We start from the raw sequence: 13,143 nt of genomic DNA on the forward strand, positions 1-13,143 counted from the left end.
GGCGCGTCCTCCGCGGGCGGGGCCGGGGCGGCCGGCGCGGCGTGCGCGGCGTGCGCGGCGGCAATCGCCGGCAGCGCCATCAGGAGCGACAGGAGGATCTTCCGCACCAGCAATGCCTTCATCCGACGACTCCCTTCCCTCGGGCGGTTGGCGACGGCGGAACCTGAGCGGATCGCTCCGACTCTAGCAGCGGCGGGGCACGGCGCGCAAGCGGAAGGTGTGCGCATGCCGGCGTTTCCTTGACGGAATCGGCTCGTTTCTGCTAGATAATTGCGTTCGACAAGCGCCACCGGTCTGCTGAGAAAGGAGCCTCAACCGTGACCTTCCAGGACGTCATCATCGCCCTCGAACGCTACTGGGCCGAGCGGGGGTGCGTCATCCACCAGCCGTTCGACATCGAGGTCGGCGCCGGGACCTTCCACCCGGCGACCTTCCTGAGGGCCCTCGGCCCCGAGCCGTGGAGCACCGCCTACGTGCAGCCCTCGCGGCGGCCGACCGACGGCCGCTACGGCGAGAACCCGAACCGCCTCCAGCACTACTACCAGTACCAGGTGCTGATCAAGCCCTCGCCGCTGGACATCCAGGAGCAGTACCTCGGCAGCCTCTACGCGCTGGGGATCGACCCCAAGGTCCACGACATCCGCTTCGTGGAGGACGACTGGGAGTCCCCGACCCTCGGCGCCTGGGGCCTCGGCTGGGAGGTCTGGCTCGACGGCATGGAGGTCACGCAGTTCACCTACTTCCAGCAGTGCGGCGGCATCGACTGCAAGCCGGTCGCGGTGGAGCTGACCTACGGCCTGGAGCGCCTCGCGATGTACCTGCAGGGCGTCAACAACGTCTACGACCTGACCTGGGCCCCCGGCGTGCGCTACGGCGACGTCCACCACCGCCAGGAGGTCGAGGGCTCGACCTACAACTTCACCGAGAGCGACCCGGAGATGCTCTTTGCGCTCTTTACGGCCTACGAGAAGGAGTGCCTCGCGCTCATCGAGAAGAAGCTCGTGCTGCCGGCCTACGAATACTGCCTCAAGTGCTCGCACGCCTTCAACCTGCTGGACGCCCGCGGCGCGATCAGCGTCACCGAGCGCACCGGCTACATCAAGCGGGTGCGGCGGCTGGCGCGCGTCAGCGCCGAGGGCTACCTGGCGCTGCGCGAGAGCCTCGGCTTCCCGCTGCTGACGCCGGTGGCCGAGCGCGCCCCCTTCATGGTGGTGAAGTAGCCATGGCGAAGACCATGGACCTGCTGCTGGAGATCGGCACCGAGGAGATCCCCGCGCGCTTCATCCCGCGCGCCCTCGATGACCTCGCCGCCACCGCCCGCGCCGCCCTCGCGTCGAAGCGGCTCACGCACGGCAAGATCCGCACCTTCGGCACTCCGCGGCGCCTGACGCTGGCCGTCTCGCGGATCGTCGCGCGCCAGCCGGACCTCGAGCTGGAGGTCACCGGCCCGCCGAAGAAGGCCGCCTACGACGCGACCGGCGCGCTGACCAGGGCCGGGCAGGGCTTCGCGAAGGGCCAGGGCGTCGACGAGAAGGACCTCTACGTCAAGGAGACGCCCAAGGGCGAGTACCTGGCCGCGGTGCGCCGGGAGGCCGGCCGCGACGCCGCCGACATCCTCCGCGAGGAGGTCCCCGGTTGGATCACCGGCCTGCGCTTCCAGAAGTCGATGCGCTGGGGGAGCGGGGATCTGCGCTTCGTGCGCCCGCTGCACTGGGTTGTGGCGCTGCTCGGCGGCGAGGTGCTGGCGTTCGGGCTGGAGGGGCTGCAATCCGGCAACCGCTCGCGCGGCCACCGCTTCCTGGCGCCGAAGGAGTTCGCGGTGCGCGGGCTGGCCGACTACCTCGCCAAGACGCGCAAGGCCTTCGTCGTCGCCGACCCGGCCGAGCGCAAGGAGACCATCCGCGCGCAGGTGGCGGCGGCCGCCGCCGAGAAGGGCGGGCGCGCCGTGATCGACGAGGAGCTGCTCGAGCACGTGACGAACCTCGTCGAGTGGCCGGTCGCGGTCTGCGGCGGCTTCGAGCCGGAGTTCCTCGCGGTGCCCGCCGAAGTGCTCGTGACCGCGATGAAGTCGCACCAGAAGTACTTCACCGTCGTCGACGACGCCGGCGCGCTGCTGCCCTGGTTCGTGACCGTGAGCAACATGCAGGCGCCCGACATGGGCACGATCCGCGCCGGCAACGAGCGGGTGCTGCGCGCCCGCCTCTCGGACGCGCGCTTCTTCTGGGAGTCGGACCTCAAGACCCCGCTGCGCGAGCGCGTGGCCGGCCTCGGGGCCGTCGTCTACCAGGAGAAGCTCGGCAGCTACCTCGAGAAGGTCGAGCGCATCAGGGAGCTGGCGCGCTTCCTCGCGCGCGAGACCGAGGGGCGCCGCGAGGAGGACGCCGAGCGCGCCGCCCACCTCTCGAAGGCCGACCTCGTCACCGGCATGGTCGGGGAGTTCCCCGAGCTGCAGGGCGTCATGGGCCGGCACTACGCGCTGGCCTCCGGCGAGAAGCCCGAGGTCGCGGACGCCCTGCTCGAGGCCTACCTGCCGCGCTTCGCCGGCGACGCGCTGCCCGCGAGCGAGCTGGGGGCGATCCTCTCGGTCGCCGACCGCATGGACACCATCGCGGCGATCTTCGGCATCGGCATGGCGCCGACCGGCTCCGAGGACCCCTACGCGCTGCGCCGCCACACCCTGGCGGTGATCAACATCCTCGCCGAGCGCGCCTGGCCGGTGCACCTCAAGAGCATCGTCGAGCTGGCGATCGCCACGCTGACCGGCAAGATCACCCGCCCGGCCGAGGCGCTGCGCGCCGAGGTCCTGGAGTTCTTCCGCGGGCGCCTCGAGAACATGTACGCCGGCGTCGGCGCCCCCGTGGACATCGTGCGCGCCGTGCTCGCCGCCGGTTTCGACCGCATCCCCGAGGTCGGCAAGCGCATCGCCGCCCTCAACGCCCTGCGCGCCGAGGCGGACTTCGCCGCGCTCGCCGTGACCTTCAAGCGCGTCGGCAACATCGTCCCGGCGGGCTTCGCCGGCGAGATCGACCAGGCGCTGTGCGCGGAGGCGGCCGAGCGCGAGCTGGCGGGGGCGCTGGGCGCCATCCGCGCCGACGTCGACGCCGCCGTCCGGGAGCGCGACTACCTCAAGGCCCTGCGCCAGATCGCCGGCCTGCGCCCGGTCGTCGACGGCTTCTTCGACGCGGTCATGGTCATGGCCGAGGACGAGAAGGTGCGCGCCAACCGCCTCGCGCTGCTCGCCGCCGTCCAGCGCCTCTTCGCCGACATCGCGGACTTCCGGCAGATAGCCGCAGGCTGATCCCATGCCTCCCCACCGCTGCGCGGCCGTTCGGCAACGGCGGCCGCGCGGTGGGCGGGGGAGGGGTGTGTCCGCTGACGCCGTGATAGCCGGTAGCGGTCACGACTGGGAAAAGCCGCAACCACCCCGACTGGATATTGCCGCTGCAGCCTATCACCCGATTTTCGGTGCTAGGCCGCGACGGTCCCGACTGGGAATAACCGTCACTGCCTAATCAACTGTTTCTGCGTAAAAGAAAATAGGACGACATGATCATTCTCATTTCGGGGTTGGCGGGCAGTGGTAAAACCAACACCAGCTATGCACTCATGTCCAATGGATCTTGTCCGCGAATCGTCTTCTACGAAACGGATCTGTTCACGGGCAGGATCCCATTTGACTGGACCAACAAGAATGACATCGAAGGAATCTACCAAAGAGCGGGTCTACTGGTGGCCAATGACATGGCTCGGGGCGATAGCTCGTTCATTCTCACCCTCAGCATTCCAATGCTTCGGCATTTCACTGAGTTCCGGCCGTATCTTCGAACTGCTGGCCCCTTGTTCTTATTCTGCCTCCGTTGTGACAAACACGAAGTCCTAAGAAGGATTCATGAGCGGAACAGACACCCACAGCAACGCCAACTCGAGCTCGATTCCATAGACAGCGACTATGAGTACCTGAACCGTTTCGCCACCCCACACGAATTCGTCTTCCACATAGACAATGCAAGTATCTCTGAAAAGCAGGTTGCGGGGCAGATTGCTGGAGAAATCGCAAAGCACGCAGAACCAGGCGTTGTAGCCGACGGATCACGCTTGCATTTCGGCCCTTGGAGTGTTGAAGCTGAAGCGAATTGAAACGTTCTGGTCCGGGCCGGCAAGCGCGCCCGCGGCTAAACGCTACGTTGGACGAGAAAAGCCATGCTAGAGCTGAGCACCAGGCAAGAGGGCATCGGTGAACTGCTCTTCCTTCTCCATATCGGTTCGGCAGTATTCTGCGGCTGGATTGCACGTCGCAAGCATCGCTCATTCTTTGGGTTCTTCCTTATCTCCTTGTTGCTGACGCCACTTGCTGGAATCTTGGCCGCGCTCCTGGCCAAGCCAGGGCAGGCGCGTTCGGAGGCGAGTCCTATGGTCTCTTCGAGAGCGCCAGACACAGGAACTGTCGAACCACCTCCAGTATTCGAGTACGAGATTCCCACTAGTGACATGAAGTACGTGGTCGGTTACCAGAACCTTGGCGAATTCAAGATGGGTTGCGACGGGTATGGATTTGCTATCATGGACCGCGACCGCAACGTGCTTGTGGATGCGTTCGCCTCCGTCAGATTCAATGTCAATGTCCCCCGACCGAATATGGAACTCTTCAAGTACGACGATGACATTGAGGTCTTCTTGATGCTGGGGAACTACATGAGCGAAGAAGTGTTCATCAAGCCGGCGCGGAAGCTGATTTGTCCCTACAAGGTAGCGACGGACGGACTTGGAGAGAAGGTCATCTTCGGGTCGCAGGAAGAGCACTACCGGTTCCTGGGCGGGCATGTCTATCTCCAGGTGCCCTGGATACACAACGATAGTTATCGGAGCATTATGAAGGTCTACTATGCCCTGAGGCACAAGCAGGTCGCGGAGCTAAGAAAGGCTCTGCCCAACCAGGCGTTGTAGCCGACGGATCACGCTTGCATTTCGGCCCTTTGAAGCTGAGGTGAAGGCAATGTGCAATGTTCCAGGGCGGGCCGGCAAGCGCGCCCGCGGCTAAACGCAATGTTGAGCAGAATGTGGGACTCGGGCCGTTCGGTCTAATTGGGGCCTTGAAAGAACTGCCTATGGGCGGCCGTGCCTTGTGGCGGCGAGTTCGACTTTGCTAGTATCCGAGCACCACGGTGGGGATGGGGAGGAGGGGGACGTCATGGGCGAGGTCCAGACACAAGGAACCCCGAGCCCCACGCCGCCTCGCCTCGAGGCTCAAATCCAGGCGCTGTCGCTCACCTTCTACGAGCGTTTCCTGGACGCCTTTCGGATGCCGTATCCTCTGGGAAGCATCGCCTTCGGCGGAGCGTTCCTGCTCGTGCACGTGATCGTGGCTCGGCGCTACGGGGTTTCCGTCTGGGCCGACCGCTCCGTCTTCCTCGGTCCGCTCATCGCGCTCTACCTGACGGTGGTCGTCTCCGCGACACGCAGCCTGCGCTCGTTTCTGGCGCGGCTCGCGGAACTCGCCGGCGAAGGGAGCACCATCTCCGCGTTCACCCAGCAGCCGTCCCTGAAGTTGATCTCCAACACAAAGAATGTCGCAGCATGCGGGATCCTGGCCGGCACGGTTTGCGCTGCGATTGGGGTGGCATACGGGCACTGGTACCAGCACGGGCCGCTGAAAATCTCCCTCTTCGTGCAGCACGTCGTCTACGGCGGGATTGGCGGGATCGGCGGCTGGGGGATCTGGTTGGTCACCCGGTTCGTTCGTAGCCTGGACGAAAGCTTCCGCACGCGCCTCAACTACTTTTCGCCGGACAACTGCGGCGGCACTGGGCTTATCGGCGGCCTGCTCTTCCGCTTCGCGATGTACTGTCTGCTCATGGCGTTTCTTACCGGAGCGTACATCTGGTCCTCACCCTGGACGCACCGGGGCCAGGCCCCGCTGGTGGAGGCCCTAGCCGCCGGGGTTGTGGGGGGACAGGTGCTGGCGTCGGTGATTGTCTTCGCCTATCCGGTTCTGCGCCTACACGGCTTCCTCGCGGACTACAAGCGGGAGAAGCATGAGGAGATCCGGCGCTCGCTGCGGCGCCTGGCGGAGCGACTCCAGGAAATCGAGCCTACCATCCCGGACGGCAGGGTTCAGCTCGAGGCGGTGGTCGGGGCATACCGGCAGCACCAGGAGCACGAGAAGCTGTTGCTGCAGATGAACACTTGGCCCTACGACGTCCGTCTGCGGCTGGCCTTTTTCGGCTCCCTGATCTCCCCGGTACCGGTTTCGGCCCTCGCCGAGACGATCCGCCCCTACCTGCGCTTTTGAGGCCGGTTGGGCGGCTACTGCCCGACCGCGTTGGGAAGAGAACCGGAGGCTCAAGGTGACGGTGGCAGACCTCTCCCTGGGCACTATTTCCGTACAAATGATTGCTCAACCAGGCGTTGTAGCCGACGGTCTGTCACGGTCTGTGCGGGGCACAGCCCGCGCCATCCCGTCCCGCGGCTAAACGCTACGTTAGCCTGAAGAAAGAAGTTGAAAATCATCACGGTATGACGTATTGTAATACCGGAGGTGATGACCAATGAGCACCGCGAAGATCGCAATCACAATCGAAGAGGATCTCCTCGGAAAGCTTGATCGCCTTGTCTCATCCAAAGTCTTCCCGAATAGAAGCAAGGCAATCCAAGAAGCGATCCAAGAGAAGCTCTCCAGGGTCAACAAGAGCCGGCTCGCCCGTGAATGTGCCAAGCTCGATCCGAAGTTCGAGAAGGCGCTCGCCGAAGAGGGCATTTCACAGGACATGAGCGAATGGCCCGAATACTGAGAGGCGAGGTCTACTGGGCTAATCTGGATCCGACCAAGGGGCACGAACAATCAGGCCAAAGACCAGTTCTCATACTGAGTCAGGATGTCTTCAACGAGCGTTCGGGGGTCGTCATTGCGGTGGCCCTGACAAGCCAGCCCCAAAGTGCCGGTTTCCCGCTTACGTTCGAGTTAACCTCAACGGGTCTACCTAAGCGTTCCTGGGTCAAGATCGGTCAGATCCGTACGCTGTCCGTTGAACGTATAGGCAAGCGCATTGCCAGGGTGTCGCCAGAAGAGATCGATCAGATCATCGAGGGCCTGAATGAAATCATCGGCTAACGAGGCGTTGTAGCTGATCACGCCTGCATTTCGGCCCTTTGAAGGTGCAAGGGCAACAACGCCAATACGGGCCGGCAAGCGCGCCCACAGCTAAACGCTACGTTGGGCATGAATGAATCGGGGATGGCCAGCACTGAAGGGCAGGTTCACAAGCTGGTTGATGACCTTTCGAGAGGTCTGCTTGACTCAGATTGGAGAGTCGCCTACCAAGCCCACAACGCTCTGTTCAAGGTCGGCGCGCCTGCTATTCCAATTGTCGAATCACATCTCCTGTACACCGACTGGTCGCATCCGCGATACCACAGTGCATCACGCTATGTCGCGGGCATGGTGTCCCTGGTTAGAGACATCGACGAAGACCGTGCGGACGTACTGACAAAGACCCTCATAGACAATGGGTGTCATGATGCAATCAAGGGTGTACTCCGGTCGCTGGCCAGGTTCTCAACCAAGGGCTGTGAGCGGTTCCGGATTGAAGGAATCGAGGTCCTCACTGAGAAAGGTATTGCTGCCGGTGCACACTTACAGTCTCTGCTGTGTCGATGGCTTGCGAACGTGCCCGAACCAGACAAGGCCGGAATTGTTCGAATACTTGTTGTTGAAGACAAGAACGTACATGATGCCCAGGGGACATATACGCCTCACCTAGCGATGATCGTCCTTGGTTGGCCGAAAGACATGTCGCGTATCCCTATTGTCGGGCGAATATTCGGCCTTTTCATGGAGAAGGTCTTCTATCACGAAGTAGGCCACCATATGCATCGACATACGTTTGGAAAGGACACCACGCAGGAATACGAGGCAAATCGATACGCCTATTCAATTATGCGACGGACACACAGAGTGCTGTGGTGGCTTTCCATGCTAGTGCGTCCAAGAAGAATGCCCAACCAGGCGTTGTAGCCGACGGATCACGCTTGCATTTCGGCCCTTGGAGGGCAAAGGCTGAGGTAGATTGAAACGTTCCGGTCCGGGCCGGCAAGCGCGCCCGCGGCTGAACGTACGTTCGGCAGAAAGGAAGTGGATTGTGGATGAAAAGGCAATCGTCCGCAGGTTCTACGAGGAAGTCGTAAACACGGGCGATGTCTCGAAGATCCCGGAATTGGTGTCAGAAGAATACACGGAAGTAATGGACGGCAAGCGGTATCCCGTTGGGCTTCAAGGAGCGGTGTCACACGCCCTCGGAGTTAGGCAGTGTTATGGCGACCTGCATCTCACGATTGATCGTCAGATATCAGAGGGCGAATGGGTCGCCACCTGCATTACCGCACGGGGCACGCACAAAGGGGAATGGATCGGCATTGCCCCGACGGGCCGTCAGGTCGCGTTCACCGGCGTGAATGTTGATCGCGTAGTGAACGGCAAGATCGTCGAGCATGGCGGGGCAGCGAACATGCTTGGCCCTCTGCTGGAAATCGGAGCAATCCGAGTCGTCGGCAAGGAATGAGCGGAAACTGCCGAACCAGGCGTTGTAGCCGACGGTTCGGTCTGTCACGGTCTGTGCAAAGCACAGCCGGCGCCATCCCGCTCCGCGGCTAGACGCTACGCTATGTGGAACGAAAGGAGAAGTGATATGAAATACTATTTCAGTGCCACGACGAAGATTCCGTTTGATGATGCCATTGTCAAAGTGACTGATGAGCTAAAGAAGGAAGGCTTTGGCGTGCTGACCGACATAGACGTCAAAGCAACATTGAAGAAGAAATTGGACGTCGATTTTCACAGATACCGAATATTGGGAGCGTGCAACCCACCATATGCCTATCAAGCACTGCAAATTGAAGACAAAGTAGGAACGATGCTGCCATGCAATGTTATTGTCCAAGAAACAGATGATGGCATCGTTGAGGTATCAGCTGTAGATCCTGTTGCCTCAATGTTGGCGATTGAGAATGAAAGATTAAGAGAAGTCGCTAGCGAGATACAGGTAAAGCTCAAGAAAGTTATAGCCAGTCTATGAGCATCACCACATAACCAGGCGTTGTAGCCGCCTGCCGCAATACGTGAGCGACCGCAGCGCCAGATGAACCTCTTCTCGCTGTCCCCGCTGTCCAGGAAGGCCCGCGAGAGGCGGCGCATCTTCAGTGCCATCCACGCCACTCGGGCCTGGGGGGTGAGCGAGTCAGCCTCAGGCCCGGGCTCAACTCGAGAGCGGGCCGCGACCTTCCTGCCGGATCTCGTCGCGGTGATTCAATCGCTTCGCATTCACACCCTTCTCGATGCCCCGTGCGGGGACTTCAACTGGGCCGCACCCGTGGCCGATTCCGTGAGCCGCTACGTTGGCGTCGACATCGTTCCCGCGCTCATCGCGGCGAATCGCCGCCACTGGTCTTCGCCGCGGCGTCAATTCCTCTGTCGCGACATGTGCCTGGACGGGCTGCCGGCCGCAGACGTGATCCTCTGTCGTGATGCGCTCGTTCATCTCAGTGAACGCGACATCTTCGCCGCCCTGGACAACCTCCGGCGAACAGGCGCGGAGTACCTGCTCGCGACCACCTTTGTCGGCGAGCGCGGCAATCGCAACATCGATACTGGCGGGTGGCGTCCGCTCAACATGCAGAGTCCTCCGTTCAGCTTTCCGGCACCACGTGCGCTCATCGACGAGGGATGCAGCCACACCGGCGGCGCATACGCTGACAAGCGTCTCGGGCTCTGGCGTTTCGAGGCTCTTCCAGTGACCCGTCCTGCCGCCTGACAGCCGATGTCCGTTCACCATCAAGGCGGATCGTCGTCCACTGCGGCTGACTGTGACAGGCCGGCGGCCGACCCGCTTGTATCCCGCCTTGCGGCTGATACCATAGCGGGCATAGAGTTCGCGGAAGGAGAGGATGCTGTGGCGATAGTCGTTGAAGAACAACCATGGTACTTTCCTCGGCAATACATCGGAACGAAGGCGTCAGGATGGCTGATTCACGCAGTTGTTCTCGCAGTTGCCCTGAGTGGGATGGGTTGCGGAGGAACCGGGACAGTCGAGCCCAACACAATCAGGTCGCCGTCAGAAGGAGACACGTGGATTCTTGGAGAGATTCGCTCCATCCAGTGGAAGGCTGACAGCGGAGACGCGGCCGTTGGGACGCTGGCCATTCAATGCGCACGAGAGGCGTGTGGCAAAGGGGGGGTAATCTCTTCCAACGTGAATCTCGCTTCAGGGTCGTTCAACTGGACGGTTGGTGGGCTCGAGAGTGGCGGACAGTTAACCCCCGACATCTACCGGATATCATGGCGATATGTATGTGGACCTCGCTGTTACGGCTTCACGGGTCACAGCGAAGCCTTTCAAGTCAAGTAGGAGCGTCAGCCAGGCAGGTCGTGCAAGTCATGCCGCGAACAGTACCGAAGCTGTCGTTGGCGAAAGATCGGGAGCCTTCGTCGCGGCTTCCGGGGTCTTCGAGCGAGGGGCCCATATCATGAAAGTACTGCTCATCCACGCCAGCCCGCGACGAAAGGGCGTCACGTCGACCCTGCTCGCCGAGATCGAAGGCGCGATCGGCGCCTCGCACGAAGTTCGGTCGGTGCGCATCCAGGAGTTGAGCATCAAGCCGTGCATCGGCTGCATGAAGTGCCGTCCCGACAAGCCCTGCATCCTGCCGCAGGACGGGGCGCAGTCGCTCGCGGAGGACGTGCGATGGGCGGACTTCATCGTCATCGGCTGTCCGGTCTACTGGGGCAACATGCCCGGCACGCTGAAGCTGTTCTTCGACAGGAATGTGCCGCTGTTCGAGTACGCCGAGGCCAGGGCGATCCGCTACATCCCCAAGCCGCGGCTTCGCGGGAAGAGGGCGGCTCTCGTGGTCAGCAGCGTGGGCCCGTACCCGTACAATCTCTTGCGGTCACAGAGCGGCGGCACCGTCAGTGCGCTCCGGACGATTCTCAAGGCCGGAGGCGTCAAGATCGAGTCCGTGCTGAATATCCCTGATTCGTACAACTTCGAGAAGAGGAAGGAACGCTATCTCAAGAGGGCACGGGAGATCGCCGGGCGGATCTGACGGCATGAAGGCCGGGCGGCTCTGACCTCACGTGCGGTCGACGGAACGATGAACGAATTCTGGCTCTGTTTCGTGCCGCTGTTTGCCGCGGTGGACGCGTTCGGCGTGCTGCCCCTGTTCATCGCGCTCACGGAGGGAATGGACGATGAGCGGCGACGCAGGGTAATCATGCAGTCGGTCGTCACGGCGGCGATCGTCGCCGTGGCCTTCCTCTGGGCGGGGCCGGTCCTGCTGCGGTTTCTCAACATCTCCGTGCCCGACTTCATGATTGCCGGCGGCGTCCTCCTGTTTGCGATTTCCCTGAGCGACCTTCTCACCGGGACGAAGAGACAGGCGGAAGCGGATCCGGTCAGCCTGGGTTCCGTGCCGATTGGAGTACCCCTGGTCACCGGGCCCGCGGTGATGACGACGTGCCTGCTCCTCGCAACCATGTACGGGAGAGGCATCACCACTGCCGCGGTGGTCGTGAACATCGGCCTTGCCGGCGTCGTCTTCCTGGCGGCCGGTCCCCTTGCGCAGGTGTTGGGGCGCAACGGCATGAAGACGATCTCCAAGGTCACCAGTCTCCTTCTCGCCGCCATCGGGGTCATGCTGATCCGCAGGGGGCTGACGGCCATCCTCTGACCGTGCGACGCCGCCGCTGGCGAGTTCGCGGCGCACCGGCGTTTGCAGTTCGGCGCGTCGAGCCTATGTTTGTGACAGCGGGCTGCCGGCGGCGCCGGCAGCAACGCGGGGCAACGAATCCAGGACATCCAGCGAAAGGGGCAGTGCCATGGCGACGAACACGATCCGGCTTCACCGCGTCCTCCGTGCCAGGCCCGAGAGGGTCTACCGCGCGTTCCTCGATGCCGACGCGATGGCGAAATGGCTGCCGCCCAACGGCTTCAGCGGCAAGGTGCACCAGCTCGAGCCGAGGGTGGGCGGGGCCCACAGGATGTCGTTCACGAACTTCACCAGCGGGAAGAGCCACTCCTTCGGCGGAACGTATCTCGAACTCGTGCCGAACGAGCGCATCCGCTACACGGACGCCTTCGACGATCCCAACCTCCCCGGGGAGATGCAGACGACGGTGACCCTCAAAGCGGTGTCGGTCGGGACGGAATTGAACATCGTGCAGGAGGGCGTGCCGGACGCCATCCCGCCCGAGGCCTGCTATCTCGGCTGGCAGGAGTCGCTGGCGTTGCTGGCGAAGCTTGTCGAGGCCGAGATTCCGGACTAGCCTTCGGGCCATGGAGCCCATGGCAACGATCCCGGCCGCGCAAGCAGGATGAAGTTCTCCCCCACGGGTCTCTCCACGGGCGCCACGGCGACGCTCGTGGTGCTGCTGGGCACCCTCGTCCTGCTGGCTCTCGGGCGGTCCTCGATCGAGCGAAGAATGCTGTTCTACCCCACGCACCGGGGCGACAACAACGGATGGAACCGCTGGATGAGCAACGGCCAGGTCATCGGTTTCGCGCGGACCGTCGCGTCGCCGAAGAACGTCTGGCTCATGCTCCACGGCAACGCCGGCCAGGCGTCCGACCGCGGCTATGCGCTGGCGCACTTCTCGCCCGAGGACGCGGTCTACGTCCTCGAGTATCCGGGGTATGGGGTGCGCCCGGGCACCCCGTCGCGCGATGCCTTCGACCGCGCCGCAGGCGAGGCCTACCAGCTTCTCAGGCAGACGTACCCGCGGACGCCGGTCTGCGTGGCGTCGGAGTCCATCGGGTCGGGCCCCGCCTGCGTGATCACGCGCCTCAGTCCGCCGCCGGACAAGATGGTCCTCATCGTCCCCTTCGACAGGTTGTCCGCGGTCGCCGAGGATCACTTCCCGTCGTTTCTCGTCCGGCTGTTTCTGACGGACGACTGGGACAATGCCCAGGCGCTTGCCGGCTACCGCGGGCCGGTGGACATCTTTGGCGCCGAATCCGACACGATCATCCCGGTCAAGCACGCCAGGGCGCTCGCCGCCGCCGTTCCCCAGGCACGACTGGCCATCATTCCCGGAGGCCACAACGACTGGTCCTCCGTGGGGCGCGTCGCGATACGGAACGCTTCGGGGTCGTAGGC

General features: G+C 62.9%; 15 protein-coding genes. All 15 read left to right on the plus strand.

From position 1 onward, the window contains the following. Nucleotides 1–317 precede the first annotated feature (317 nt). Nucleotides 318–1,220, plus strand: coding sequence for a glycine--tRNA ligase subunit alpha (gene glyQ, locus VI078_01035; GenBank protein HEY5997874.1), 903 nt, complete (start codon nucleotides 318–320; stop codon nucleotides 1,218–1,220). A 2-nt stretch (nucleotides 1,221–1,222) separates the two neighbouring features. Continuing rightward, nucleotides 1,223–3,298: a glycine--tRNA ligase subunit beta gene (glyS, locus tag VI078_01040; GenBank protein HEY5997875.1), complete on the plus strand. Its 2,076-nt coding sequence runs from the start codon at nucleotides 1,223–1,225 to the stop codon at nucleotides 3,296–3,298. Between the two features lie 248 nt (nucleotides 3,299–3,546). Further along, nucleotides 3,547–4,137: a hypothetical protein gene (locus VI078_01045; protein HEY5997876.1), complete on the plus strand. Its 591-nt coding sequence runs from the start codon at nucleotides 3,547–3,549 to the stop codon at nucleotides 4,135–4,137. A 63-nt stretch (nucleotides 4,138–4,200) separates the two neighbouring features. Next, nucleotides 4,201–4,944: a hypothetical protein gene (locus tag VI078_01050; protein ID HEY5997877.1), complete on the plus strand. Its 744-nt coding sequence runs from the start codon at nucleotides 4,201–4,203 to the stop codon at nucleotides 4,942–4,944. 244 nt (nucleotides 4,945–5,188) lie between these two features. After that, nucleotides 5,189–6,289, plus strand: coding sequence for a hypothetical protein (locus tag VI078_01055; GenBank protein HEY5997878.1), 1,101 nt, complete (start codon nucleotides 5,189–5,191; stop codon nucleotides 6,287–6,289). Nucleotides 6,290–6,545: 256 nt separating this feature from the next. Beyond that, nucleotides 6,546–6,788 (plus strand): ribbon-helix-helix domain-containing protein, encoded by a 243-nt coding sequence (locus VI078_01060; protein HEY5997879.1) that lies wholly within the window; start codon nucleotides 6,546–6,548, stop codon nucleotides 6,786–6,788. Beyond that, the gene (locus VI078_01065; GenBank protein HEY5997880.1) at nucleotides 6,773–7,108 is read left to right on the plus strand and encodes a type II toxin-antitoxin system PemK/MazF family toxin; all 336 of its coding nucleotides are present in this window, start codon (nucleotides 6,773–6,775) and stop codon (nucleotides 7,106–7,108) included. Before VI078_01060 ends, VI078_01065 begins: the two co-directional genes overlap by 16 nt. A 123-nt stretch (nucleotides 7,109–7,231) precedes the next feature. Beyond that, complete coding sequence (locus VI078_01070) at nucleotides 7,232–8,011, plus strand: hypothetical protein (GenBank protein HEY5997881.1); 780 nt, start codon at nucleotides 7,232–7,234, stop codon at nucleotides 8,009–8,011. A gap of 124 nt (nucleotides 8,012–8,135) precedes the next feature. Next, entirely contained in the window at nucleotides 8,136–8,555 is a 420-nt protein-coding gene (locus VI078_01075) for an ester cyclase (GenBank protein ID HEY5997882.1), read from the plus strand. Between the two features lie 126 nt (nucleotides 8,556–8,681). Next, nucleotides 8,682–9,068: a DUF302 domain-containing protein gene (locus VI078_01080; protein ID HEY5997883.1), complete on the plus strand. Its 387-nt coding sequence runs from the start codon at nucleotides 8,682–8,684 to the stop codon at nucleotides 9,066–9,068. A 63-nt stretch (nucleotides 9,069–9,131) separates the two neighbouring features. Further along, nucleotides 9,132–9,803, plus strand: a complete 672-nt coding sequence (locus tag VI078_01085) for a class I SAM-dependent methyltransferase (protein HEY5997884.1) — start codon at nucleotides 9,132–9,134, stop codon at nucleotides 9,801–9,803. Between the two features lie 712 nt (nucleotides 9,804–10,515). Next, entirely contained in the window at nucleotides 10,516–11,094 is a 579-nt protein-coding gene (locus VI078_01090; protein HEY5997885.1) for a flavodoxin family protein, read from the plus strand. A 48-nt stretch (nucleotides 11,095–11,142) separates the two neighbouring features. Beyond that, nucleotides 11,143–11,718 (plus strand): MarC family protein, encoded by a 576-nt coding sequence (locus VI078_01095; protein HEY5997886.1) that lies wholly within the window; start codon nucleotides 11,143–11,145, stop codon nucleotides 11,716–11,718. Nucleotides 11,719–11,866: 148 nt separating this feature from the next. Further along, the gene (locus tag VI078_01100; GenBank protein HEY5997887.1) at nucleotides 11,867–12,313 is read left to right on the plus strand and encodes an SRPBCC family protein; all 447 of its coding nucleotides are present in this window, start codon (nucleotides 11,867–11,869) and stop codon (nucleotides 12,311–12,313) included. 48 nt (nucleotides 12,314–12,361) lie between these two features. After that, complete coding sequence (locus VI078_01105) at nucleotides 12,362–13,141, plus strand: alpha/beta hydrolase (protein ID HEY5997888.1); 780 nt, start codon at nucleotides 12,362–12,364, stop codon at nucleotides 13,139–13,141. Nucleotides 13,142–13,143 lie beyond the last annotated feature (2 nt).

This window comes from bacterium (genome assembly GCA_036524115.1).
In the GTDB taxonomy this organism is placed as follows: Bacteria; JAUVQV01; JAUVQV01; order JAUVQV01; family DATDCY01; genus DATDCY01.